At 43.2% G+C, this 24,208-nt stretch carries 23 protein-coding genes; 14 read left to right on the forward strand and 9 right to left on the reverse strand.

Annotated elements, in window-relative coordinates; translation table 11 throughout:
* Positions 1 to 2: 2 nt before the first annotated feature.
* Positions 3 to 869 carry an NADPH-dependent 7-cyano-7-deazaguanine reductase QueF gene (gene queF, locus ACRRS0_RS07240; RefSeq protein WP_432453867.1) on the reverse strand — a complete coding sequence of 289 codons (867 nt, stop codon included), beginning with the start codon at positions 867 to 869 and terminating at the stop codon, positions 3 to 5.
* Between the two features lie 60 nt (positions 870 to 929).
* On the opposite strand from queF, the gene syd reads away from it, so the two are divergent.
* Entirely contained in the window at positions 930 to 1,472 is a 543-nt protein-coding gene (syd, locus tag ACRRS0_RS07245; RefSeq protein WP_432453866.1) for a SecY-interacting protein, read from the forward strand.
* Here syd and ACRRS0_RS07250 read toward each other — a convergent pair.
* The 3 genes from ACRRS0_RS07250 to ACRRS0_RS07260 are packed head-to-tail and all read right to left on the reverse strand — an operon-like array spanning position 1,469 to position 3,589.
* On the reverse strand, positions 1,469 to 2,242 hold the full coding sequence (locus tag ACRRS0_RS07250; RefSeq protein WP_432453865.1) for a Zn-ribbon-containing protein: 774 nt from the start codon (positions 2,240 to 2,242) through the stop codon (positions 1,469 to 1,471). The genes syd and ACRRS0_RS07250 overlap by 4 nt on opposite strands.
* Before the next feature lies 1 nt (position 2,243).
* Positions 2,244 to 2,534, reverse strand: a complete 291-nt coding sequence (locus ACRRS0_RS07255; RefSeq protein ID WP_432453864.1) for a hypothetical protein — start codon at positions 2,532 to 2,534, stop codon at positions 2,244 to 2,246.
* Positions 2,535 to 2,545: 11 nt separating this feature from the next.
* On the reverse strand, positions 2,546 to 3,589 hold the full coding sequence (locus ACRRS0_RS07260) for a DUF3549 family protein (protein WP_432453863.1): 1,044 nt from the start codon (positions 3,587 to 3,589) through the stop codon (positions 2,546 to 2,548).
* A gap of 160 nt (positions 3,590 to 3,749) precedes the next feature.
* On the opposite strand from ACRRS0_RS07260, the gene ACRRS0_RS07265 reads away from it, so the two are divergent.
* From ACRRS0_RS07265 to ACRRS0_RS07280, 4 genes are all read left to right on the forward strand, one after another.
* Positions 3,750 to 4,067, forward strand: coding sequence for a YqcC family protein (locus ACRRS0_RS07265; RefSeq protein WP_432453862.1), 318 nt, complete (start codon positions 3,750 to 3,752; stop codon positions 4,065 to 4,067).
* Positions 4,060 to 4,821: a tRNA pseudouridine(65) synthase TruC gene (gene truC / locus ACRRS0_RS07270; RefSeq protein WP_432453861.1), complete on the forward strand. Its 762-nt coding sequence runs from the start codon at positions 4,060 to 4,062 to the stop codon at positions 4,819 to 4,821. The genes ACRRS0_RS07265 and truC overlap by 8 nt, the downstream gene beginning before the upstream one ends.
* Positions 4,822 to 5,227: 406 nt before the next feature.
* The gene (locus tag ACRRS0_RS07275; RefSeq protein WP_432453860.1) at positions 5,228 to 6,505 is read left to right on the forward strand and encodes a maltoporin; all 1,278 of its coding nucleotides are present in this window, start codon (positions 5,228 to 5,230) and stop codon (positions 6,503 to 6,505) included.
* A 106-nt stretch (positions 6,506 to 6,611) separates the two neighbouring features.
* Positions 6,612 to 7,592, forward strand: a complete 981-nt coding sequence (locus ACRRS0_RS07280) for a MalM family protein (protein WP_432453859.1) — start codon at positions 6,612 to 6,614, stop codon at positions 7,590 to 7,592.
* A gap of 134 nt (positions 7,593 to 7,726) precedes the next feature.
* Here the strand turns inward: ACRRS0_RS07280 and lamB are convergent, their stop codons facing one another.
* Complete coding sequence (gene lamB / locus ACRRS0_RS07285; protein ID WP_432453858.1) at positions 7,727 to 9,007, reverse strand: maltoporin LamB; 1,281 nt, start codon at positions 9,005 to 9,007, stop codon at positions 7,727 to 7,729.
* 537 nt (positions 9,008 to 9,544) lie between these two features.
* On the opposite strand from lamB, the gene ptsG reads away from it, so the two are divergent.
* Positions 9,545 to 10,975, forward strand: coding sequence for a PTS glucose transporter subunit IIBC (gene ptsG / locus ACRRS0_RS07290; protein ID WP_432453857.1), 1,431 nt, complete (start codon positions 9,545 to 9,547; stop codon positions 10,973 to 10,975).
* Positions 10,976 to 11,473: 498 nt separating this feature from the next.
* Here the strand turns inward: ptsG and ACRRS0_RS07295 are convergent, their stop codons facing one another.
* From ACRRS0_RS07295 to map, 4 genes are all read right to left on the reverse strand, one after another.
* Positions 11,474 to 11,851 carry a DUF3461 family protein gene (locus ACRRS0_RS07295; RefSeq protein WP_432453856.1) on the reverse strand — a complete coding sequence of 126 codons (378 nt, stop codon included), beginning with the start codon at positions 11,849 to 11,851 and terminating at the stop codon, positions 11,474 to 11,476.
* 192 nt (positions 11,852 to 12,043) lie between these two features.
* Positions 12,044 to 13,081 (reverse strand): 2,3,4,5-tetrahydropyridine-2,6-dicarboxylate N-succinyltransferase, encoded by a 1,038-nt coding sequence (dapD, locus tag ACRRS0_RS07300; RefSeq protein ID WP_432453855.1) that lies wholly within the window; start codon positions 13,079 to 13,081, stop codon positions 12,044 to 12,046.
* Positions 13,082 to 13,117: 36 nt separating this feature from the next.
* The gene (gene glnD, locus ACRRS0_RS07305) at positions 13,118 to 15,727 is read right to left on the reverse strand and encodes a bifunctional uridylyltransferase/uridylyl-removing protein GlnD (protein WP_432453854.1); all 2,610 of its coding nucleotides are present in this window, start codon (positions 15,725 to 15,727) and stop codon (positions 13,118 to 13,120) included.
* Positions 15,728 to 15,759: 32 nt separating this feature from the next.
* Positions 15,760 to 16,554: a type I methionyl aminopeptidase gene (gene map / locus ACRRS0_RS07310; protein ID WP_432453853.1), complete on the reverse strand. Its 795-nt coding sequence runs from the start codon at positions 16,552 to 16,554 to the stop codon at positions 15,760 to 15,762.
* A gap of 305 nt (positions 16,555 to 16,859) precedes the next feature.
* Here map and rpsB point away from each other — a divergent pair, with 305 nt between their 5' ends.
* The 8 genes from rpsB (at position 16,860) to rseP (ending at position 24,188) form a co-directional block, all read left to right on the forward strand.
* Positions 16,860 to 17,594: a 30S ribosomal protein S2 gene (gene rpsB / locus ACRRS0_RS07315; RefSeq protein WP_432453852.1), complete on the forward strand. Its 735-nt coding sequence runs from the start codon at positions 16,860 to 16,862 to the stop codon at positions 17,592 to 17,594.
* Between the two features lie 97 nt (positions 17,595 to 17,691).
* Positions 17,692 to 18,540 (forward strand): translation elongation factor Ts, encoded by an 849-nt coding sequence (gene tsf / locus ACRRS0_RS07320; RefSeq protein ID WP_432453851.1) that lies wholly within the window; start codon positions 17,692 to 17,694, stop codon positions 18,538 to 18,540.
* A 76-nt stretch (positions 18,541 to 18,616) separates the two neighbouring features.
* The gene (gene pyrH / locus ACRRS0_RS07325; RefSeq protein WP_432453850.1) at positions 18,617 to 19,366 is read left to right on the forward strand and encodes a UMP kinase; all 750 of its coding nucleotides are present in this window, start codon (positions 18,617 to 18,619) and stop codon (positions 19,364 to 19,366) included.
* A gap of 11 nt (positions 19,367 to 19,377) precedes the next feature.
* A complete protein-coding gene (gene frr / locus ACRRS0_RS07330; RefSeq protein ID WP_432453849.1) occupies positions 19,378 to 19,935 on the forward strand; it encodes a ribosome recycling factor in 558 nt (185 codons plus the stop codon).
* 68 nt (positions 19,936 to 20,003) lie between these two features.
* Complete coding sequence (gene uppS / locus ACRRS0_RS07335) at positions 20,004 to 20,795, forward strand: polyprenyl diphosphate synthase (protein WP_432453848.1); 792 nt, start codon at positions 20,004 to 20,006, stop codon at positions 20,793 to 20,795.
* Positions 20,788 to 21,630 carry a phosphatidate cytidylyltransferase gene (locus tag ACRRS0_RS07340; RefSeq protein ID WP_432453847.1) on the forward strand — a complete coding sequence of 281 codons (843 nt, stop codon included), beginning with the start codon at positions 20,788 to 20,790 and terminating at the stop codon, positions 21,628 to 21,630. The genes uppS and ACRRS0_RS07340 overlap by 8 nt, the downstream gene beginning before the upstream one ends.
* Positions 21,631 to 21,636: 6 nt before the next feature.
* The gene (gene ispC, locus ACRRS0_RS07345; protein ID WP_432453846.1) at positions 21,637 to 22,839 is read left to right on the forward strand and encodes a 1-deoxy-D-xylulose-5-phosphate reductoisomerase; all 1,203 of its coding nucleotides are present in this window, start codon (positions 21,637 to 21,639) and stop codon (positions 22,837 to 22,839) included.
* Complete coding sequence (gene rseP / locus ACRRS0_RS07350; RefSeq protein ID WP_432453845.1) at positions 22,836 to 24,188, forward strand: sigma E protease regulator RseP; 1,353 nt, start codon at positions 22,836 to 22,838, stop codon at positions 24,186 to 24,188. The genes ispC and rseP overlap by 4 nt, the downstream gene beginning before the upstream one ends.
* Positions 24,189 to 24,208: the final 20 nt, after the last annotated feature.

Below are 24,208 nucleotides of genomic sequence, written 5' to 3' on the forward strand. Positions count from 1 at the left end.
TATTATTGGCGAATTAAGCGCCAATTTCCTAGTTTTGTGCTTGCTAGGGGATCATCGCTGCGCATTGGATTAATATCTAAGCCGCCACGCCGCGTATATCTGGCATAGACTGTGAGCGTCTTGGGCTGGCAATAATGTTTTAGGTCGGTGAAAATTCTTTCAACACATTGCTCATGAAATTCATTATGTTGGCGGAATGAGACTAGATATTTTAATAAGGCTTGCTGATTGATTTTAGGCCCTTGGTAATCGATATATAAACTTGCCCAATCTGGTTGATTGGTTACCAAACAGTTAGACTTGAGCAAGTGGCTGTTAAGTGATTCATGTACGATAAGATTAGGATCTGCGGCACCTTCAAGTAAAGAAGGATCGAGTTGATAACTTAAAATTTTAATATCATCTTGCAGGTCGATATTTAGGCCCGGTATCGGGCGAGTGTCGAAGGTGCTATCAATGTTGCTCAGTGTTACTTCTACCTCACCTTCGGCGCATTGCGCTAGATCGCGTCTTAGTACTTTTTCAACGGCAGAAAAGTTGGCAAAGTGGCTCTGGTTAAAGCTATTGAGATATAACTTGAATGATTTTGATTCGATCAAACATCGAGAGCTAGCCATTATTTTCACTTCAGCGACGGCTACGGTTGGAAGTCCGTTCTCATTTAGCCACGAGAGTTCGTAGAGGTTCCATAAGTCATATCCCGAAAAGGGCAGTGTTTGCGCTTCTACAATATTTAATTGTTGACGATTTAATTGGCGTGGTACGCCTTGTAACAGTTGCGGTGAATAATGACTAATGTAGTCGGTCGGTTTACCGAGACTTAATCGCTCTTTTAGCTGTTCAGTGGTGTTTACAGGCTGTTTTGTCATGGTTTTATTCGATCGAATTGGTTAGGCTTAGTTTATCTTAAATCGAAACGAAACACATCAATGAGCAGTACGATATCCTCACCACTGGCCTCTATTTATGCGAAGTTTGAACAGCAATGGCAAAATTCGAGCTACCCTAAACTCGATTATGATGAACAATGGCTTTCACCATGTATTCTAAGCTCTCCTCAACAACAGCAAGTCGATTGGCACCCGGTTGTTCGGAAAATAGTTGCAGATTTTAGTGGTATCGAAACGGCTTTAGAATTGACACTACATCCAAGTATTAAATCTTTTTATGGCGATTATTATGCCTCAAGCCTGGTAGTTAATTTTCAAAATAATCGCATTGAATTAGTTCAACCGTGGAATGAGCAAGATTTCGAGCTATTGTTGGAAAATATGATAGGTCATTTACTCATGCAGCGTCGTTTAAAGCAGCCTCCAACGGTATTTATTGCGACAACTGATGACGAAATGCAAATCGTGAGTATTGATAATAATAGCGGTGAAGTGTTACTTGAGCAGTTAGGTAAGGGGGTTGAGCGCGTGCTGGCGAGCACGCTTGATGAGTTTTTAGAGCAATTGAGCTTAGCGGACTAAGATTTAAAATCCCAAGAGATATTCGATACCAAGCGGCAGCGTTCGCATTTAAAGTCTAAAATATCGTGTAGGTTTTCTGTTAATCGCCATGGCTGGTTGCAGCTGGGACAGTGACGTTGGCTTTCGGCTAATAAGCTGTCGCCGCCGACGCGATATAAATATAAGTAGGTCGGGGTCTTCGTTAAGTATTCTAGGCGCTTGCATAAATCTGAGCCGCGTTGAAATAAGCGGCTATGGGTACTACTTATTTCTTGTATAGCACTGAACTCCAATATACTGCCATTCATTTGCAATTGGTCGCAAGCAGACCAGTCTTCTTGCCATTTTATCAACTGTCGATGGTCACCATTTGCAACGGCAGGAAAGTGATAAAGGGGCATCGGTGTAAAGTGTTCTCCACAACGCAGCGGAGAACAGGTTTGTAAATAATTGGTATAGAGAATTTGCCACGAGGGGCTAAGGCAATTATCACTGTCATCGGCATTAATGTCGCGGCCTAATATTTTTACTTTGGGGCTGAGTAAACTTGCTTCGCTTAGGGCCTGTTTGGCGTGTTTGACCTGCTGACTCTGATAGTTTTCTTGTAGACTATCGACTTCTGGACAAAGCACTCGGACACTAAATACGGCATCTTTTAAGACTATTGGAAATTCTCGACCAATGATCTGACCGTTATAGCGCCAGCAATCAAGTAGTTGGTTAATTGCTTTTTCTGCTTGGCTAATGGTGGTATCAGCAAAGCATTCTAGCTCTATGATTGCGAGATACATCTTAGGATTTTGACTCAAGTTGATTAATACGAGTGACTAACAGCGCAAGCTGCGATTCTAAATGCGTGATACGCTGCTCCAATGATTGTCGCTCGCTTTTGTTAGTCGTTACGGGCTGCTCTATGGTGAGTTGCTTGATGATAGTCGGATCTCGTTTATAGGCATTCAATGCGGCGATAACGACTGGCATGGGTTGGCGAACACTGAGCCGAGCTTTAATCAGCGCTAAGCTGGGTTGCTTATTCTCGTCAATCAGGGATTTGATAGCTAATAGAACGATATTTTGTGACATCTTGATGGACCTTAGTGGCTGGTAGTAGGTTGGTAACTTCGCACTAACTGTTGAATCGCTGCTTGTAAATTGGTGCTGTTGTTGGGATCCCTCAATTGGGCGAGAACGAAGCTGCGTAACGAAGGAATAAACACCAGATCAGCAAAGATTTGCTGAAATAATTGGTCATCTTGTTGTGTTGCGAGAGCCTCAAGAAATATTCTGAGCTGGTGTGGTTGTTCTAAAACACGCCATAAGCGACCAGCAATGGCAATAAAGCTATGGATTGAATGGGCAGCTCCGAGCTGAGCGTTGAGGGCTTTGTTCACTATGCTGGGAACGGTACAACCCGCTAAGGCTCGAAGGTAAAGGCTCGCTAAATTCTCATCTCTTGTCAAAATTAGAGTGTGCTGTTGTGCAATCACGTGACTGAGTTGTTGATCGATACTGGCGTGTTCCAGTAACTCTAGAGTTTTGTTTGCGACTTCCATTGGTAAGTGAGGGAAAGCCTTTGCCAGCAGTTTACTATTATCATCTCTATCGAGCCGAGCAACAATATCGGCGAGTCCCTGTAGAGCTAGCTGCGGCCATTTATCCCAAGCGGAGCCTTGTAAGTAGTCTCGTACTGACGGGTAATGTTTGGAAGGTGGCAGTGCGCAATGCTTTTTATAGAGCGCATTAAAATAAGCCAATTTTTCTTCAGTCGGCTTAAAAATGTACTGGTTATTTGCTAAAGCTTGTTGTTGCTGTTGATTGGGTTGTTGGTCAAGCTGTTGCCCCAAGGCTTCAATCACCAATTGAATAAACTGGTCACGTGCCCCGAGTTGTATGAAACCTTGTTCATCAACCGGGAATTGTAAAAACCAAATATAGGGGGTATTGGCTTGCTGCTTTTGCCAAAAACATAAAGCAAATCGAGCTTGTTGTTGAATTGGCGCGGGGTAGGGTAAGTCATTAGTTTCAACTTTTTGGAAATCTTGATTATCAATCTGCTGAATTTGTCTGCCCATTTCATAGACGCGTAGCTCACTGCCGGAAAGCAACAGGATGTCACTTAGTGTGTTTGTATTATTCATAACTTAAGATTAGTTTTTGTTTTGAGTTGACGCTGTTGGCCTCAGTATCCACATTTATCTTCTTGAGAGCAATTATTGGGGAAGCTTTAGCTTATGCAGCGTTAAGCTGCCGTTCACCAGTAAGCAATGTTATAATCGCGGCTTTTAAGATTAACATTGTATGCGTTTTAGGATCAGAGAGCAGTTATTCGCCATTGAGCGCTGCTTAAAGAAAAATCAATGTTGGCAAGATTTACCGCCTCATCCCGATTTATTACAAAGCACCCAACCATTTTGTGTAGATACACTGAACTTAGAGCAGTGGCTACAGTTTATTTTGCTGCCTCGGCTGCATACTTTATTGGATGAAGGTCGCCCGCTGCCTCGCCGCATCGCTATCACGCCCTATGCCGAAGAGGTATTGAAACACTCTCCAAAGGACAATCGTGATTTGTTGTTGCTTTTGAGCCTATTTGATCAGAGTTTTAACGATGACTGAAAACCTAGATTTAAACGCAGAGCTGGTTGAAGCGATCCCTTGTGAATTGACCGTGTTATATCAAGATGAGCACTATGTTGCGATATATAAACCAGCAGGCTTATTGGTTCATCGTAGTTGGATAGCTAAAGAAGCCACTCAATTTGCGCTGCAAATTTTACGCGATCAATTGGGTCATTATGTTTACCCGGTACACCGACTCGACCGTCCTACCTGTGGAGTTTTGGTGATGGCAACCTCTTCGGAGGCTGCAAAAAAATTGGCAGAGCAGTTCGCCAGTCACCGAGTATATAAAGAGTACTTAGCGGTGGTTAGAGGTTATGTGGAAGGCGAGCATCAGTTGGATTACCCATTAAAAGAAAAGCACGACAAGATGGTCGATGGAAGGGCCCAACAGGATAAACCAGCTCAGTCGGCCTTTACCTGTTATCGTGGTTTAGCTCAGGTCGAGTTACCTTACCCGAGTGGAAAATTTGCAACATCACGATATAGTTTGTTGAGTTTGAAACCTAGAACAGGAAGAAAGCACCAACTGCGTCGGCATATGCATCACCTGAGTCACCATATTATTGGTGACACCACCTATGGTGATGGGCGACATAATCGACTGTTTAAAAGCTTAGGGCACCCAGGGCTTTGGTTGATTTCTAAGCAAATTGGTTTTGTGCATCCTTATTCTGCTAAAGATATTCTGATAGAGAGTCCCCTTCCTGAGCGCTGGATTAAGCTATTTAAGCTGATGTCTTGGAATTAGTTCCATTATTATGTGTGATGCATATCACAAAACGGAAAGCTTTTTTGAACCATGAAAGGGTTTTCATTGTCGCGTAATAAAATTACCACCTTTAGGGTTTTACTTTAACTTTTAGTTATAAATTTGGTTATTTGACTACTGAAAGGGTTTTCAATGTGCTTGAAAACATTTTCAAGTGTTTTGTCGCTGACAGTCTTCAACGTGATCTAACGCAAGATTTATCGCTAAATACCTTGTTTTCAAGCCATTTTCATAAAAATTAAACTGTGATCCAGTTCAAGGTTGCGAGGGATCCTGCTCCCTATAATCCTCCTCAGTTAGCGGTTATAAGCACACTTACAAATGCGCCGTTAGCGCTTACCGTTCAAGGTAAGGGATGAGTATACAAAAGGAAAAGGATTAGATTATGAAACTGAAAACACTTGCTGTAGCAGTCGCTGCCGCAACAATTTCTTCAAGCGCCTTCGCAGTTGATTTTCACGGTTATATGCGCTCAGGTATTGGCCTTGGTGCCGATGGAGGCCAAAGCTGTTCTGTTAGCAAAACTTACGTTGGTCGTTTAGGTAATGAATGTGACACCTACGCAGAATTAATTCTAGGCCAAGAGCTATATAGTAAAGGCGGAGTTAAATTTGATTTTGGTAGCAATCTTGCTTATACATCTAACCAAAATAATGACTGGGAAGGGACGAAGACAGGTACTGGTAATAATGAGGATGGTGATACAGATATCGCCATTCGTGAAATGAACGTTGTTGCAAAAGGCGTTCTACCTTTCGCTCCTGACGCTTCTGTCTGGGCGGGTAAACGTTTCTATAAACGTAACGATATTCATATTCTTGACTTTTATTACTGGGATGTTTCAGGTCCAGGTGCAGGGATTGAAGATATCCCAGTGGGCCCTGGTAATCTGAGTTTTGCCTGGACTCGCAGTGATCGTCAAGAAGGCTTTGTAACTAAGGCAAGTCATGATAGCAACGGTGATTATGTAGAAGGTACAGGTTCTGCTCGTAACCAAAACTTGTTTGATGTTCGCTATACAGGCTTGTCGATCGGTGGTTCGAATACCCTTGACTTTGGTGTAACTTACGCTTATGTCAATACGACTGAAGCGCAAGACGCAGAAAATAAGGGTGAAAAATCAGGTGTAATGTTAACCTCGCAGTTGACCACTGGTATTGCTGGCGGCTTTAACAAATTTGTGGTTCAGTATGGTACAGAAGGTTACGCACATGCCCTTCGTTACACTGGTGGTGGTAACTGGTATGGTTCTGAGAACAGTGGTCATGGTGGTAAGGCATATCGTGTAATTGATCATGGTGTGGTTACCTTTGGTAAGTCTGTAGATTTGGCTTACGCGGCTGTTTATGCTTCTTATGATCGCGATGATTTTGCCAGCAGCCATAATTACTGGAATGCAGTTGTGCGCCCAAGTTATAAATGGAGCGATTATCACAAAACTATTCTAGAGTATGGTTACTATGATGCCGATGATGATTCATGGGGTAAATCTAAAAACAGTAAGTTGACTTTAGCGCAAGCGATCTCCGCGGGTCCTGGTTTCTGGGCTCGTCCTGAAATCCGCTTATTTGGTTCTTATGTGAAAGACCATGAAAATGATAGCTTAGCTAAAGGTAAAAACAACGAGTTTGAATACGGTGTACAAGTGGAAGCTTGGTGGTAAGGCTTAGCCGATACACTATAGTTCAAACAAACTGATATTTTATCTAGCCAGACCCTCAAAAACATATTATTTTGAGGGTCTTTTTGTTTATTTACGGGAGTCTCTTGTGCGACATAATTGGTTTTGGATAGTAGTGGCCGCATTGGTCTTGAGTGCATGTTCCTCTAATAATGGACTTAAAGGATTGAATGTAAGTGGTGGTAGTGGTGACTATTACTATAGTCCTCAAGTTTCAAATCAACTTTTGGATTCTGCTGCTTTATGTTGCAATTCCTTAGCGGATATTGATTATAAAACTGTAGACTTTAATTATTTAGCTGATGAAGTGCTTGGGAAAGGGAGTCCTGCGTTTAATTTCGATAGTGGGAAAAGTTTTTTTCTAGCTTATAAAATTCCAAACAGTAGCACAGACTTTCCAATTACGGTGTCGAGTTATATTCGTGAATCGTTATTTGCCCCAAAAGTCGTACTATTAAATAGTAATTTTGAAGTCACACGCGTGGTTCCTGGAAAGAATTTTATTTATAAACCAGCAAGAGGCTTTAGCCGCGACCGCTTGACCTCTAGTTTTTCGATCCGCCGAGCGGCTCTCCCGCAAGAAAAGGAAGAATACTTACTTATTTATACGACGGATGCCTTAAAAACGGGCAAAACTCAGATCACGCATCCAGCCAAGGTGGAGGCAGAAGCAAGAGGCAATGATATCCCTCAGATCCCTGATCCGATGCTTCCCAATGTAGCAACAGGTGTGGTTGAGGTTCAGTTTAATGTCGCAGAAAATTCGCTTAACTGGTTATCTGGACCTTTATTTAGTAGTTCCAGCTCAAATGCAACTCCCGCAGTGGCTGTTCAAGCGAATCAGGAAGCGGTTGTTAGTCAGTCTGCAGTTGGTGAGCCAGTTATTCGTGACCATCGCAGTAAGCGCCATTCTGGAATGTTGGCCGAAACCGAACTATTTTATAATCAGTTGATCCAAAAAATGGTGACTGACGGTCATATTGAAAAGGCCTTACAATTGGTTGAAGAAGCCGAATATGCTGGCTCTCAGACGGCTCGTGATACTTTTATTAAAGCAGTTAAAAATTAATAATATTCATTTATGTGGATATCGTGAGTGAGCCTAGCTCGGTTTATCGCAAAGAAACTTTTAATCTCGCTTATTGCTAAAGGCCACCGATATATGGTGGCCTTTATTTTGAGTGAGTAAAATTCCTGTTTAGCTTACCACCAGGCTTCCGCTTGTAGACCAAAAGTTAATTCATCTTTAGAGCTTGTGTCACGGGAGATCCGTTGATCAGACTTAGCGTAAGTGGCAAATGCACGTAACGCTGGGCGGGCAAATACACTTGGGCCTGCTTGCCATTGCTGCGCGAGTGTTACCTTCGCGAGTTTATTGTCTTGTTCACCGTTGGCTTTTGCCACATCTTGGAATTCAACGACGTCGTAACCCACGTCGAGGATAGTCGATAAGTGATTATTCCAGTTGTATTGTGGGCGAACACCAACCGTGAATAATGAAGATCCCTGTTGGTCGTCCTTATCGTAGTTCTCGTAGTTAACCACGTAAGTAAGGGCCAGATTCTGCTCAGAAAAGCTGAGCATACCGTGGTTCAGTATCCGGTAATAGCTGGCTTGGTTTGAGCTGGTTTCTTTATAGTTGAATCCGCTAAGTTGACCAAAAGCTCCAATTTTCGCCATTGCGTCCGTCGCATAGGTGATAGAGAGTTGATTAAAGCCACCAAAGAAGTTTTCTTGAGTATGTTCTGCAAGAATGAAGAGTCCACTGTTTTCAAAATTATGGTTGGGCTGTTGACCTGCGAAGTCTTGACCTTGTTGGTCGCTGTATGCACCGTAAATTGTAGCAATACCTAAGTAACCATCTCGATTGGTTTGAATACCATCTAAACGTAAATCAATATTGTTACCTGAGTAATTTTCTAATCCTTCATCATTTACAATGGGTTGTTGTTTGTTGGTGAAATAAGCTTCTTCTGTATTGCGGATCCATGCGGCAGAAAGTTTTGCAAAACCAAGGTCTATATTTTCTATCCCTCCACCAGCTCCGGCATTTGCTAAGTAGTAGTAATCGATTTGATGCACGTCTCGACGTTGGTAATAACGTTTTCCGGCCCAGATGTTTGCACCAGCCAATGATTCGATCATATTTTCACCGGCAACATACATTTCGCGAGTCGCGGGGGCTTCAGCTTCCCAATCTTTTTCTTGGGCAACTGAATAAGCGAAGAGAGTATTCACCGACATCTTTTGGTTACCTTCTTCCCAAGCATTGGCTTTTAAACCTATTTCTGCATAGGTTTCGCATTCGTTGCCTAAGCGGTGTTTGTAGGGCGAGCCATCGGCTTGAAAGCACATTTGATCGCCTCCGGAACCAGTTGCACCAATGCCTGATCGCATATAACCGTGAAACTCCGGATTAATCGCAAAGGTTTGAGAGGATATTGTTGCAGCTGCCAAAGCAAGAGATAGTGTTTTTAACTTCATTGAGTGGACCTTGTATTTTAAATAGTTAATGACGACATTCCAGCATCCTGTGCTGAATTTTTGATCCATTGTAAAATAATATGTCGAAATACATTGTCTCAGCAGTTTGTAAATTTGTCTTGAGATCTTGCTCGCACAAATAATATGAAAATCCTTTCAGTGCTGATAAATTCAAATTTTTTTGGTCATTTAATTTTTATTTTTGATTTAAAATAGATTTTTATATTAAATTTTGAGGTTTTTACTGGCGAGCTGTAGTGCCTTAGAACTCATTGATAATCGTACTTTGTTACCAAAAAAAGCTAATTTATCAACAAGGTATAAAGTCGTTACAAACTGTTACAAAATGAGGGCTTTAACTTGTTCTAAATCGCATTTTTTTGAAACGTATGCCCCTACACTTACGCCCAGAAATCGCGATAAACAATTTAGCGGTGACTTTGAAGTAAATATTTAATCTGGTAATAAGTTGGTCGTATCGTCAATTTATTACCAAGGCTATATTTTGTACAACAAACAGCCCTTTAGGAGCTTACTATGTTTAAAAATTTGTTTGCGCAAGCGCAAAAGGTAGGTAAAGCATTGATGCTACCCGTATCAGTGTTACCGGTTGCGGGTATTTTGCTAGGGGTTGGCGCAGCTGACTTTAGCTGGATGCCTCACATCATATCGCAACTCATGATGAATGCAGGTGATGCTGTATTCGGTAATATGGCGTTGCTATTCGCTGTGGGTGTTGCTCTTGGTTTTACCAATAACGATGGTGTTGCTGCGTTAGCATCTATTGTTGGCTTTTACATTATGTCCAAAACACTAACTGTTATGGCAGTGGTTATGGGCGTTGATTCTATTAATACAGGTGTGCTCGGCGGTATCCTATCAGGTGGCGTCGCAGCTTGGGCCTTTAACCGTTTCTTCCGACTCCAGCTTCCAGCGTATTTAGGCTTCTTTGCTGGTAAACGTAGTGTGCCGATTATCACTGGTTTCCTAACCATATTTTTAGGTGTTGCGCTTGCGTTTATTTGGCCTCCTATTGGAAATGGCATTGCGGTATTCTCTCATTGGGCGGCAGAACAAAATCCAACATTAGCCTTTGGCATTTACGGCATCGTTGAGCGTTCACTCATTCCATTCGGTCTTCACCATGTTTGGAACGTTCCATTTTTCTTCGAAGCGGGAACTTGTACGACAGCTTCCGGTGAGATTGCTCACGGTGTATTGACTTGTTACCTACAGGCCGATGAAGCGTCACGTGTCGCTGGTAACGGTTTTGGTCAGTTAGCGGGTGGCTACTTGTTCAAAATGTACGGTTTACCTGCAGCGGCTATTGCGATTTGGCATGCTGCTAAACCAGAAAACCGCGCTAAAGTTGGTGGTATTATGGTGTCTGCGGCATTGACATCATTTCTAACTGGTATCACCGAACCAATTGAGTTTGCATTCCTATTTGTTGCGCCATTGTTATATGCGATTCACGCGCTGTTAGCTGGTTTTGCTTTTGTTATTACTAATAGCTTAGGCATGGTTCATGGTACTTCTTTCTCACATGGTTTAATTGATTTCATCGTGTTATCAAGTAACGCTCAGAAACTTTGGTTATTCCCTGTTGTGGGTATCTGCTATGCAGCTCTTTACTATGTTGTATTCCGTGTTGTGATCGCTAAATTTGACCTGAAAACTCCGGGTCGTGAAGACGAAGACAGCGCTGAGATTGGCGTTATATCTGAAGATAAAATGTCTCAAAGTTTAGTGGATGCTTTTGGCGGTAAAGACAACATCGTTAGCTTAGATGCATGTATTACTCGCTTACGTATTCAAGTAAAATCGGTTGAGTCGGTTAATCAGCCGGCACTGAAATCCTTAGGTGCTGCTGGTGTGGTGATCGCGGGCCAAGGTGTTCAAGCCATTTTTGGTACTAAATCTGATAACCTAAAAACTGACATGGAAAGTTATTTAAAAACGGTATAAGTTTTTAAATATCTAGAAAAGGAGGCTTAGGCCTCCTTTTTATTTGATAATAAAAAGTACGTTTTGTTGGTGGTACGACCCTAACTTAAAAGACTAGGCTTCATTCTGTGTTCGTCGGCTATGAATACCAGCGATCGCTATTAGATATCATCGGTTTATTCTTTAGTACTAGAGAAGTGAATTTAAGCTTGGTTGTAGACATGACGAATGGTGCAGCTCTGCTAATACCAATCTGATTCATGATATGAGCAACTAATTGTGCTGATAACGAGGCATGAAGTGCAGCCATGAGTAGCGCTAATTGTAAGATGCATAACCTAGTTTGCGGTGATTTGGGCAGTAACAACGAACAGATAATGAGTTAGATTGGTATTAGTCGATAAACTCGTTAATATTTTTATTTCAGCCTAATATGCAAAACGCCCGATGGAAGTGCATCGAGCGTTTATATTGAAATAAGTGCCAAGCGATAATATTAGGGGAGTTAATATTTATTGCTTAAAGTCTTTCTAACTTAGCTTCAATTTCAGCAATTTTGCTACTCACTACTTTTTCCAGATGTCGCAGCTCTGCCAGCACTTGCTGTTTGGTATCTTTTTCCTGTTGATCTCGGCGTGTGATTTTGTCTAATTCTTCAACAATAAAGCGCAGGTTGGTGTTGATTTCAGAGACATCTTTATAGGTACCACGTCCACCATCCACTAATACGGTTTTCTTTTGGCGAGGGTATTTAAACTTAACACTGCGTGTTAAAAAATCACCTTTTTCTTTATGGAAGTATATTTTTAGTGTGTCAGACATCGCTTCTTGGCGAAGGCTGTAACGCTCTATATCTGCTGGGTTGGTGATGCCAATACTTTTTAGATTGTCGTACATAGATTTTCCTTCATAACAAATCGCTAAACTGAAGACTGGAACAGCTGCCACCGCAACATACTGCAGAGCCTGTTATTAGCAGCATAGCGCATTAGAGATCAGAAGGAATCTGAAATAAGTGGTTTTTTGAATTTGATGATGAAATATTTAGATGCAACCAAATGGCTGAGCGCCACTTGGTTGCATGATGGCTTAGTTATGGGCGTGCAGCGCTTCATTTAGAGCAATTGCTGTTTTATTGGTTAGGCACTCGATGGCACCACTGATACTATTACGGCGGAATAATAGGTCTGATTTACCTGCTAATTCACGGGCCTTAACGGTTCCAAGTGATTGTTTGTTTTCATCGATTAAGATGACTTTGGTTCCTGCTGTAATATATAGGCCTGATTCGATGGTACAGCGGTCACCCAAGGGGATACCTGTTCCGGCATTCGCACCAATTAGTGATTCTTCTCCTACCGCAATCACCATGTTACCGCCGCCAGAGAGGGTACCCATAGTTGAGCAACCACCACCAAGGTCGGAGCCTTTGCCAACAAATACACCCGCAGATATCCGCCCTTCAATCATGCTGGTGCCGGCGGTTCCCGCATTAAAGTTGCAGAAACCCTCATGCATGACGGTTGTGCCTTCACCAAGATAGGCACCCAAGCGTACCCGAGAGGTCGCTGCGATACGTACCCCATTCGGCACAACGTAATCGGCCATTTTAGGGAACTTATCCACTGAACTAACTTGCAGTAATTCGCCTTTGGCTCGTGCTTCCAATTGGCGAGCCGGTAGCTCGCTTAAGTCGATAGCGCCTTGATTAGTCCATGCAACATTTGGCAATACAGCAAAGATACCACTTAAGTCAGTCCCATGTGGTTTGACTAAACGATGCGACAGCAAATGCAGTTTTAGATAGGCTTCTGGAGTGGACTCGGCTGCACTATCTTCCTCGAGTAAACACAATACACGAGATTGCTGGCTACTGGCTAAAGCTTCTAAGGCACTCACTTGTGCGTTTAGGCCCAAGGATTTAGCATTGTTCAGTAGGCTAGTCATTGCTGCGTCATCAAGCTCTATTACTTGTTTTCCCGAGGTATAATTGAGCCCCTTGGTCAATTCACATACTTCTGCTTTGCTTGGGTGTAATACAGGGCTTGGGTAAAAAACTTCTAGCCATTGGCCATTTGCGTTTTTACTGCCAACGCCAATGGCGTAACTAAAAAAGTCTTTAGACATGATTGTCTCCATTTATTGTTTGAGTCTGCATAAATATTATTGTTTGAGTGCTTGTTCCAGAATAGATTTAAGCTGTTGCTTTTGTTCTGGACTAAGTTTTTCCCGTTCAGCATTACTAATACTAAAGAAATCTTCGGCTTTTTCACCAATAGTGGTGATTTTAGCTGCATGAATGGTGTAATTAAACGATTGAAAGACTGCACTGATCCGAGCCACTAGGCCAGGCTTATCCAAAGCAATGATTTCAATTAAAGTCCGGTTCCCTTTTGTGGGTAAAAATTCAACTCGAGGCGCAATAGAAAACTGTTGCACTTGTCTGGGGACACGACGTTGCTTTAGATCGATGGGCACCGCAACGTGTAATTTGGTTGCGAGTGTTTGTTGTAACAATATACCACGTTCAACTGATAACGGTTGGCCTTCTCGGTCCAGCACCATAAAGGTATCTAATACAAATCCGTCGCGACTCGACATGATTTGAGCGTCGTGAATATTGAGGTTTTTTTGATCGAGTTCAGCAGCTACCGATGCAAATAAGTGAGGGATGTCGGGGCAGTGGATAAAAATCTCAGTACCGCCACGGGTCGCTCTGCGGCTCACTAAAACCAATGGTTGCTCGTCACTGTGGCCCCACAAATGGTCACTATGCCAAGTAATTTGCTGCGGTGTATGCCGTAAAAAGTAGTCGGCCCTAAAACGCTGCCATAGAATACGAGTTTGTTCTTCGGAATAGCCTTTTAAGGCAAGCAGTTCGATCGCTTTCTGTTGCTTATCACGGATTACGCCACGAATATCGACAGGATTTTCTAAACCACGACGCAAGGCTTTTTGAGTGGCACTGTAAAGTTCATGTAATAGCGTTCGTTTCCAACTATTCCAAGTATCATCGTTAGTGGCACAAATATCTGCAACTGTTAAGCACAATAACATATCTAAATGACGTTGATCGCGAACGGTTTTGGCAAATGTAGCGATCACTTCGGGATCATAAATATCACGTCGTTGTGCGGTCACAGACATCAGTAGATGGTGTTTGACTAACCAAGCAACGGTTCTTGCTGAGGGCTTACTAAAACCATGCGCTAAACAAAATTCTTCTGCATCAACGGCACCTAAGATGGAATGATCACCTTTACGGCCTTTCGCAATGTCATGGAATATTGCAGCCAGAACCAATAAGTCGGGGCGCTCTAGTCGAGGGTAAATTTCGCAACACAGCGGATGGACCGTTTTAGTCTCTGTGTCATTGAAGGAATGGATCTTGGTAATCAGGCGATGGGTATGCTCGTCGACGGTAAAAGCATGAAATAAATCGAATTGCATCTGTCCAACAATTCGACTCCAGGCCGGGAAATAGGTCGAAAGCACACCGTAGCGATGCATCAAACTTAACGGTAAACCAGTGACGTTGGGATGTTTGATTAGTTGTTTAAAATAATATCGACACTCAGCATCATCTTGAAGCCAATGGGTTAAACGGCGTCTGGCCTCGCGGAGCTGGCGAAGGGTCGCTGAGTAAATCCCCGTGATCTTGGGGTTTTCAGCGATGTGCAAGAACATCATGATGATTTGTTCGGGTTGTTGAAGAAACAACTGGGCATCGTTACTGTCGATGAGATTGCCACGTAGCATAAAGTGTTGGTCGACGACCCGCACATCCATGGCGGTATTACCCAAGATTGCTTCATCAAATAGTTGAAGTAGCATTTCATTGAGCTCAGATATTCGTCGTATTGTTTGGAAAAAATGCTTCATGAGCCGCTCTACAGGAGCGTTGTGTTGGCCGCTATAACCCAGTGACTTTGCGACAGCTAGTTGCCGATCAAACAGTAGTCGGTCATCACTCTTGGGTAAGTGAATATGTAAAGCAAAACGGACTCGCCACAGAAAATCACGACAGTCCTGTAACTCTCTACATTCTGCTTGAGTTAAGAAGTTTTGTTTGGTGAGCTCTTCTAAATCGCTACTGCCAAAGTGCCGGCCGGCAACCCAACAAATGGTTTGAATGTCACGTAAACCGCCAGGATTGGCTTTAATATCGGGTTCTAAAGAATAAGCATTGCCTTTGTATTGGCGATGTCGAGTCAGCTGTTCTTGTTTCTTCGCTTGGAAAAAAGAATCACTTGGCCAGAAACTATCGGCGCATACAGCTAAACAAAGTTTTTGATAAAGTGCTCTGTCACCAAACAACAATCTGGATTCTTGTAAGTTGGTGGCGATGGTGATGTCTTTTAAGCCTAGCTCTAGGCATTCATCTAGCGTACGGACACTTTGTCCAACATCGAGCCGAATATCCCAAAGAAAGGTAATAAAGGCGCTAATTTTGTCTGCAATCTGACTTGCCGCAGCTTGTTGGCTAAGGATTAATATATCAATATCAGAACGCGGGTGAAGTTCTCCGCGGCCATATCCGCCTACGGCAAGCAAAGAGATTGCCGACTCATCGGCCAAGCCGAAGTGCTGCCACAATTGGGTGAGTAATGAGTCCATCTTTCGCGAACGTAACAGAACCAATTCGACAACATGTACGCCTTGGTCAAATTGGTCTGTTAGGTATTCTTGTAATTGGTCAAGATACGACTTACAGCTGTTTAACGATATCTCATCTGGCTTGGGTAAGGGCGGGGATACTAACGTCGTTTCCATGACTTAACCTGTGTGACTAAAATGAATTAACACTAATACTTAATGATGCGAGGAAAGTCTTCTTCGTCTCTTAAAGTCAGCACTTCGACGCCATCATTAGTCACCAGCAGGGTATGCTCCCATTGGGCTGAATTTTTGCCGTCGCTGGTTCTTGCTGTCCAGCCATCTTCTTCATCAACCCAGTTGCCTTTCTTACCTTGGTTGATCATCGGTTCAATCGTGAAACACATCCCCGGTTTTAGCACGGTACGGTCATTATTGCGGTAGTGCATAATCTGTGGCTCTTCATGAAAGCCCTCACCGATGCCGTGGCCACAAAAATTATCCACGATGCCATAACGATAATTGCCTTTTTTCAAATATTTCTGAATTGCGTTACCGATGTCGCAAACTTTATTACCTGGCTTCACCACTCTTATCGCTTGATAAAGGGCTTGTTGGGTGACGCGGCAGAGTAATTTATCGGCTGGGCTGGTTTCTCCCACCAAAAACATTTGAGAGGTATCTCCGTGATAGCCGTCTTTGATCACGGTGATGTCCAGATTCACCACATCGCCATCTTGCAAAATATGCGACGCAGAAGGGATCCCGTGGCAAACCACTTCGTTGACCGAGCTACAAATTGACTTTGGAAAGCCGTGGTAGTTTAAGGGGGCGGGTATGGCGCCCTGTTCATTGACGATATAATCGTGACAACGCTGGTCCAGTTCTTCAGTGCTGACGCCAACCCTGACGTAGGGCGCTATCATGGTGAGTACATCGGCCGCTAAACGACCAGCGACGCGCATTTTTTCAATTTGTTCTGGGGTTTTTATTACTATGCTCATGAGTTTAATAGTTGAGTATTTACCTAGGTTATGGCGTTAGTTTACCGTAAGGGCACGAGGAGTTGTAGTAGCTGAGGAAAATAGCGAAAACTTCGCCTTTTTCTTTATCCATAAGGCGAATTATGGTATAAAGCGCGCCGTAAGTAATTACTCAGATTTACGAATTTGAGCGGATGCTAACATTAATTGAATATTTATATTTTAAACACACACACACATCGACACGTTTTCCGGGGTGCTGAACAGTAATGTTTGGTCGGTAAAATGGGATGTGTGGAGGCCTAACCCCATTTGAGGAAATTATAATGGCAAACGTTTCAATGCGCGATATGCTTCAAGCAGGCGTACACTTCGGTCACCAAACTCGTTACTGGAATCCAAAAATGAAGCCTTTCATTTTTGGTGCGCGTAACAAAGTTCATATCATTAACTTAGAAAAAACTGTACCTATGTTTAATGATGCAATGTCTGTTCTTAAGAAAGTTGCATCTAAGAAAGGTAAAGTTCTTTTTGTTGGTACCAAGCGTGCTGCAGGCGAAGTGATCAAAACTGAAGCGCTTCGTTCAGATCAATTCTACGTTAACCACCGTTGGTTAGGTGGTATGTTGACTAACTGGAAAACAGTACGTCAATCAATCAAACGTCTTAAAGATCTTGAAGCTCAAAGCCAAGACGGCACTTTCGAGAAGCTCACCAAGAAAGAGGCGCTTATGCGTACTCGCGAAATGGAAAAGCTTGAGAAAAGTCTTGGTGGTATCAAAAACATGGGCGGATTACCTGACGTATTGTTTGTGATTGATGCTGAACACGAGCATATTGCGATTCGTGAAGCAAACAACCTAGGTATTCCAGTAATCTCTGTGGTTGATACTAACTCTGCTCCAGACGGTGTTGATTACATCATTCCTGGTAATGACGATGCTATCCGTGCAATTAAATTGTACCTAGGCGCAGCTGCGGATACGGTTCTTCAAGGTCGTCAAGAAGATATCGTAGTACAAGCTGAAGAAGATGGTTTCGTTGAGGAAGCTGCTGAGTAATTAATGCTGAAGCATTAATACTGAGTGAGCTTGAAGATTAGCAGGGGGCAAACTTGCCCCCTGAGTTTTATCCGATAAATAATCGAGGATCAAACAAATGGCAATTACTGCTGCCCAAGTAAAAGAACTGCGCGACCGTACTGGCGCAGGCATGATGGATTGTAAAAAAGCGTTGACTGAAACTGATGGCGACATCGAGTTAGCGATTGATAATATGCGTAAAAGCGGTGCCGCTAAAGCTGCTAAAAAAGCGGGTAACATTGCTGCTGATGGCGCAATCATTATTAAACAAGGTGCCGGTTTTGCGGCCTTGTTAGAAGTTAACTGTCAAACTGACTTCGTAGCCAAAGATGCTAACTTTACAGCGTTTGCTGAGAAGGTAGCTGAAGCTGCAGCTGCAGAAAAAACTGACATCGAGACTTTGAAAGCTAGTTTTGAAGAAGAACGCGTTCAGTTAGTGGCTAAAATCGGTGAAAATATTTCAATTCGCCGTGTTGAATACTTAGATGGTGCTCCAATTGCTTCATATCGTCACGGTGAGCGTATTGGTGTTGCTGTTACTGGTGAAGCGGATGCCGAAACGCTTAAGCACGTAGCGATGCACGTAGCTGCTTCTAAACCTGAGTATCTTTCTGCTGATGACGTCCCAGCTGACGTTGTTGAAAAAGAGAAAAAACTGCAAATCGAAATTGCCATGAACGAAGGCAAGCCTGCAGATATCGCTGAGAAAATGGTAACCGGCCGTATGAAGAAATTCACCGGCGAAATCTCTCTAACCGGTCAAGCATTTATTATGGAACCAAAGAAAACTGTTGGTGCCATTTTGAAAGAAAAAGGCGCGACTGTTGCTGGTTTCATTCGTCTAGAAGTTGGCGAAGGCATCGAGAAAAAAGAAGAAGATTTTGCGGCTGAAGTTGCGGCACAAATCGCAGCAGCTAAAAAGTAATTTTAGTTGTCGCTCAGGTTGCGGTATCATGCCGCAACCTTCTTGTATTCTTTATCAATGAGAGAACATCATCACTATGAGTACCAATCCTAAACCTGCATATCGTCGTATTCTTTTAAAACTTTCAGGTGAAGCCTTAATGGGTGAAGAGGGTTTTGGCATTGATCCTAAAGTATTAGACCGGATGGCTCTTGAAATTAAAGAGCTGGTGGAACTAGGGGTTCAAGTCGGGCTGGTTATTGGTGGTGGCAACTTGTTTAGAGGTGAAGGCCTCGCCAAAGCAGGAATGAATCGGGTTGTTGGCGATCACATGGGGATGTTAGCCACCGTGATGAACGGGCTAGCGATGCGTGACGCTCTTCATCGAAATTTTGTGAATGCTCGCCTTATGTCAGCAATTGAGTTGAATGGCGTGTGTGATTCATATAATTGGGCCGATGCTATTGGTAACCTTAAAGCGGGGAAGGTGGTTATTTTTTCTGCGGGTACTGGTAATCCTTTCTTCACCACCGATTCTGCGGCTTGTTTACGTGGCATTGAAATTGAAGCTGAAGCCGTGCTAAAGGGAACCAAGGTGGATGGGGTATTTACTGCCGATCCAGTTAAAGATCCGAGTGCAAGCTTGTACCGAGAATTAGACTACAACGAAGTCTTAGAAAAAGAATTAAAAGTGATGGACTTGGCCGCCTTCACGTTGGCTCGTGACCACAATCTACCGATTCGTGTTTTTAATATGAATACTCCAGGTAGTTTGAAAAACGTTGTTATGGGCGCTGATGAAGGGACCACCATTCATCGTATATCAAAGAACGCTGAAACAGAGTAGGGATAGTTATCGTGATTAACGCAATTAAAGAAGATGCTCAAGTTCGTATGAGCAAAAGTATTGAATCGCTTAAAACTCAGATGTCGAAAGTTAGAACTGGACGGGCTCATACTAGTCTTTTAGATGGCATTATGGTTCCTTATTACGGTGTTGATACGCCTCTAAAACAAGTGGGTAATGTGTCAACCGAAGATTCGCGAACCTTAACCGTAACGGTATTCGATGCGAGTTTGATTAGTGCGGTAGAAAAAGCGATTATGAGTTCAGATCTCGGCTTAAATCCGTCTTCCGCGGGTACCTTGATTCGCATTCCGTTGCCAATGTTGACCGAAGAACGTCGTCGTGATTTGATTAAAATTGTTCGCGCGGAAGCAGAGCAGGCTCGGGTAGCAGTGCGTAATATTCGTCGTGACGCAAATGGTGACATTAAAGACTTGCTGAAAGAGAAAGAAATCGGCGAAGATGATGATCGTAGAGCGCAGGACGACATTCAAAAAATTACTGATGCAGCGGTAAAATTAGTCGACGAGGCTTTAGCTGCAAAAGAAGCTGAATTGCTGGAAGTTTAAGCATTTTGGGATTGGAAATTAGCCGTGTCTTGGAACACGGTTTTTTTTTGTAAGTACGAGTAGTGATAATGACGGTATCCGAAGAACAGCAATTACCAATTAAAGACGCCATGCCGAAACATGTGGCCATCATTATGGATGGCAATGGGCGCTGGGCGAAACAACGCGGTAAAATGCGAATGTTTGGCCATCAGGCTGGGGTTAAGTCGGTAAGGCGTGCTGTTAGTTTAGCTTCACAATTAAAAATTCAAACGTTGACCTTGTTCGCTTTTAGTAGCGAAAACTGGCGCCGTCCCGAAGAAGAAGTGTCAAGTTTGATGAATTTGTTTTTAACTGTTTTGCAACGTGAAGTTAAAAAACTTAAAAACAATAATGTACAACTACGAATAATTGGCGATACTTCTCGCTTTAGTCAGAAACTACAACAGCGTATTGCTCAAGCGCAGAGTGATACTGCGGATAACGATGGTCTAGTGCTGAATATTGCTGCCAACTACGGTGGGCGATGGGATATATTACATGCCAGTCAGTTGTTGGCCAGGCAAGTACAAGAAGGTTCGTTGGATATCGAGGATATGACCGAGCAACGCTTTTCTGAAGTGATGGGGCTAGAAACCGCAGGCGATGTCGACTTGTTGATTAGAACTGGTGGGGATCACCGTATCAGCAACTTTTTGTTGTGGCAGGTAGCCTACGCTGAATTGTATTTTTGTGATGTTTTATGGCCAGACTTTGATGAGCGAGCATTTAGCGATGCTGTTGCCGCCTTCGTGAGTCGCGAGCGTCGATTTGGTTGCACTGGTGAACAGTTACAGGCGCAGCTTAAGAATAATCAGTTTAATGAGGGTCATTTTGCTTAAGCAACGAATCATCACCGCATTGGTATTGGCACCGCTAGTGCTTGCCGCTATTTTTAAATTGCCGCTTTTCGGTTTAGGCTTAGTATTTGCCTTGGTCATCTTACTTGCCGCGCGTGAATGGTCGCGGGTTGTTTCCGATAAAAACAATCAACGCCTTAGCTTCTTTTTGATTTTTTGCTTGGTATTTGGACTTAGTCTCTGGCAGATACCGTTAAGCTTGGTCGCTCACTCCATATGGTTTAGTGGATTGCTGGCGGTCGCCGTTATCGCTTGGTCCGCTAGCGTTTATTTATTGGCTTCATTTCCATATCGAGCAAAATTTTGGCATAACAATCATTTCTTTAAAGTCATGGTTGGCTTGATTGTACTCGTTCCGTTCTTCTGGTCTTTACTGTTTTTACGCTCTATCGACGAGGATAATCCACTGGTGGGTGGTGCTTGGGTCGTGTATGTGTTTTCGTTGGTATGGGCGGCTGATAGCGGCGCCTATTTTGTAGGTAAGCGTTTTGGTAAACGAAAACTGGCTAAAAATGTGAGCCCTAAGAAGACCATCGAGGGTTTGCTTGGCGGTTTACTGTTTGCAAGTGTTGTCACTATTGCAGCTTTGGTCTTTTTAGATATTCCCGAAGGTAAAACATTGGTGTTAGTTATCGCCAGTGCATGTACGGTGTTAGCTTCTGTTGTTGGGGATTTGGTTGAGAGTATGTTTAAACGTCAAGCAGGGATTAAGGATAGTGGCACCTTGTTACCTGGGCATGGTGGTTTGCTCGACCGGATCGATAGTTTAACGGCTGCAATGCCGGTATTTGCATTTTTCTTCCTACATTGGATGTAAGCGCTAATGACTAAAACCTTGGTTATTTTGGGTGTGACTGGTTCTATTGGTGCGAGTACCTTGAAAGTTGTGCGAGAAAATCCTAACGCTTACCAGCTGTTTGGAGTAAGTGGGGGCTGGAATGTTGCTGCAATGCTGGCTATTTGTGTTGAGTTTCAGCCTAAATTTGCAGTTATGGCTGACGCCGAAAGTAACCAGCAGCTCCGTATCGCTTTAAGAGATCTAGCGCTTGATACCGAAGTGCTTAGTGATGCTGACTCAATCGTTCAGTTAGCGGCAGAACCTGAAGTTGATATGGTGATGGCGGCCATCGTTGGTGCTGCTGGTTTGTTACCGACTCTGGCAGCAGTTCAGGCAGGTAAAACAGTCTTATTGGCGAACAAAGAAGCCTTGGTGATGAGTGGTGCCATTTTTATGGATGCTGCGCGTACTAGTGGTGCGAAAGTATTACCCGTTGATAGTGAACATAATGCCATCTATCAATGTATGCCTGAAGCGGTTCAGCAATCTCTGGGATACTGTGATTTAAAACAACAGGGTATCAATAAAATTTTGTTGACTGGTTCTGGTGGTCCATTTCTACGTTCTGATGTTGCTATGCTTTCTAGCGTTACACCAAGGCAAGCCTGCGCACATCCCAATTGGAGTATGGGCCAAAAAATTTCGGTTGATTCTGCAACGATGATGAATAAAGGTTTGGAGTATATTGAAGCGAAACGATTATTTAATACCCAACCAAAACAAATTGATGTGATTATTCATCCCCAATCGATTATTCACTCGATGGTGCAGTACTGCGATGGTTCGGTATTGGCGCAAATGGGCCAGCCGGATATGGCGACTCCAATTGCGCATGTGATGGCTTACCCACAGCGCCAAGTTTCGGGCGTAGCGCCTTTAGATTTTTTTAGCCTTGGAGAGTTAACCTTTACCCCTCCCGACTTTTCCCGTTATCCTTGTTTGAAGTTGGCGATCGATGCTTGTTATGACAGTCAAACAGCAACCACTTGTTTGAATGCCGCCAACGAGCAAGCCGTGAGTGCCTTTTTAGCGAAACGAATAAAATTCACACAGATCGCTGACGTTGTAAGCGTTTGTTTAGATGATTTATCGTATATGGGTCAAGACTCGGAACTTTCGGTGTTACTTGAGGTCGACCAATGGGCACGAATGCACGCTGGTAAAGTGATAAAAAGGATCTGTGGATGAACGATGTGATTTGGAATGCCTCCTTTTTTGTTATTACTTTGGGCATTTTGGTTACCGTACATGAATTTGGTCACTTTTGGGTGGCTAGACGTTGTGGGGTAAAAGTTGAACGATTTTCGATCGGTTTTGGAAAGGCTCTTTGGCGGAAAACGGGTACGGATGGCACCGAGTATGTGGTTGCGCTCATTCCTTTAGGTGGCTATGTTAAAATGCTTGATGAACGTGTCGCGCCAGTCGCAGCAGAGTTTCGTTCGCAAGCTTTCAATAATAAGAGTTTAACTCAGCGTAGTGCAATCGTTGCTGCTGGACCTGTTGCTAACTTCGCTCTGGCAATTTTGGCTTTTTGGTTGATGTTTGTGATTGGTGTTCCTGCGGTTAAACCAATTTTGGGCGATATCGAAGCCAATAGTGTGGCGAGTCAAGCGGGTTTACGTGCGGGTCAGGAGATCATTGCTATTGCTGATCAGCGCACCCTAGATTGGGAGAGTGTCAACCTTGCTTTAGTGAGCCACCTCGGTAGTGACTCATTAGCCTTTAAAGTGAGACAAGCAGACTCCAGCCGAGAATCTACGATAATTTTGGATACTCAGGATTGGCACTTAGATAGTCAGCAACAGAGCCCCATCCTGAGTTTAGGCCTACGGCCATATAGTCCTGAAGTTTCTTTACTGGTGGCTCAGGTGGTGAATGGTAAGCCTGCAGACCTAGCGGGGATTCAAGTGGGTGACCGCTTAGTGGCTGTTGATGGCCAAAGATTAAGCCAGTGGCAAGAGTTTGTTAAATATGTTCAGGCTAGGCCTTCACAAACAATACAATTAGAGTTGGCTAGGAATGGACAAAAGCAACTGATTAGTATTTCTCCGGAGGGTCGAGAGTATCAAGGTGTTGTCACCGGATATGTCGGTTTAGCACCAGAAGTGGCGAACTACCCAGAAGAATATCGTATTGATTTACATTATGGTTTTTTTGAATCAATTGGTAAATCCTTGGAACGAACTTGGCATTTAAGTAAATTGACTATCGTAATGATTGGTAAATTAGTGACAGGGGTTGTTTCATTAGATAACCTTAGCGGCCCAATCTCTATTGCTAAGGGTGCGGGAGCAACGGCTGATTATGGTTTAGTTTATTTTTTAGGGTTTATAGCCTTGGTCAGTATCAATTTGGGCATTATTAATCTATTTCCATTGCCGGTACTTGATGGTGGTCATTTGGTATTTTTTGCGATTGAAGCGGTGACAGGTAAACCGGTTTCAGAGCGTGTACAAGAGATAGGTTTTAGGATCGGTGCAGCATTAGTCATGGCGCTTATGGGGCTGGCTATTTTTAACGATGTTATGCGCTTATAACAAATTTAATAGGACGTTTT

The sequence above is a fragment of the Agarivorans sp. QJM3NY_29 genome, assembly GCF_050870835.2.
Classification (GTDB): domain Bacteria; phylum Pseudomonadota; class Gammaproteobacteria; order Enterobacterales; family Celerinatantimonadaceae; genus Agarivorans.

Bases quoted from the DNA above. Each gene is read 5' to 3' on its own strand.
- queF (WP_432453867.1), bottom strand. From the start codon at position 869: ATGACAAAACAGCCTGTAAACACCACTGAACAGCTAAAAGAGCGATTA.
- syd (WP_432453866.1), top strand. From the start codon at position 930: ATGAGCAGTACGATATCCTCACCACTGGCCTCTATTTATGCGAAGTTT.
- ACRRS0_RS07250 (WP_432453865.1), bottom strand. From the start codon at position 2,242: ATGTATCTCGCAATCATAGAGCTAGAATGCTTTGCTGATACCACCATT.
- ACRRS0_RS07255 (WP_432453864.1), bottom strand. From the start codon at position 2,534: ATGTCACAAAATATCGTTCTATTAGCTATCAAATCCCTGATTGACGAG.
- ACRRS0_RS07260 (WP_432453863.1), bottom strand. From the start codon at position 3,589: ATGAATAATACAAACACACTAAGTGACATCCTGTTGCTTTCCGGCAGT.
- ACRRS0_RS07265 (WP_432453862.1), top strand. From the start codon at position 3,750: ATGCGTTTTAGGATCAGAGAGCAGTTATTCGCCATTGAGCGCTGCTTA.
- truC (WP_432453861.1), top strand. From the start codon at position 4,060: ATGACTGAAAACCTAGATTTAAACGCAGAGCTGGTTGAAGCGATCCCT.
- ACRRS0_RS07275 (WP_432453860.1), top strand. From the start codon at position 5,228: ATGAAACTGAAAACACTTGCTGTAGCAGTCGCTGCCGCAACAATTTCT.
- lamB (WP_432453858.1), bottom strand. From the start codon at position 9,007: ATGAAGTTAAAAACACTATCTCTTGCTTTGGCAGCTGCAACAATATCC.
- ptsG (WP_432453857.1), top strand. From the start codon at position 9,545: ATGTTTAAAAATTTGTTTGCGCAAGCGCAAAAGGTAGGTAAAGCATTG.
- ACRRS0_RS07295 (WP_432453856.1), bottom strand. From the start codon at position 11,851: ATGTACGACAATCTAAAAAGTATTGGCATCACCAACCCAGCAGATATA.
- dapD (WP_432453855.1), bottom strand. From the start codon at position 13,081: ATGTCTAAAGACTTTTTTAGTTACGCCATTGGCGTTGGCAGTAAAAAC.
- glnD (WP_432453854.1), bottom strand. From the start codon at position 15,727: ATGGAAACGACGTTAGTATCCCCGCCCTTACCCAAGCCAGATGAGATA.
- map (WP_432453853.1), bottom strand. From the start codon at position 16,554: ATGAGCATAGTAATAAAAACCCCAGAACAAATTGAAAAAATGCGCGTC.
- rpsB (WP_432453852.1), top strand. From the start codon at position 16,860: ATGGCAAACGTTTCAATGCGCGATATGCTTCAAGCAGGCGTACACTTC.
- tsf (WP_432453851.1), top strand. From the start codon at position 17,692: ATGGCAATTACTGCTGCCCAAGTAAAAGAACTGCGCGACCGTACTGGC.
- pyrH (WP_432453850.1), top strand. From the start codon at position 18,617: ATGAGTACCAATCCTAAACCTGCATATCGTCGTATTCTTTTAAAACTT.
- uppS (WP_432453848.1), top strand. From the start codon at position 20,004: ATGACGGTATCCGAAGAACAGCAATTACCAATTAAAGACGCCATGCCG.
- ispC (WP_432453846.1), top strand. From the start codon at position 21,637: ATGACTAAAACCTTGGTTATTTTGGGTGTGACTGGTTCTATTGGTGCG.
- rseP (WP_432453845.1), top strand. From the start codon at position 22,836: ATGAACGATGTGATTTGGAATGCCTCCTTTTTTGTTATTACTTTGGGC.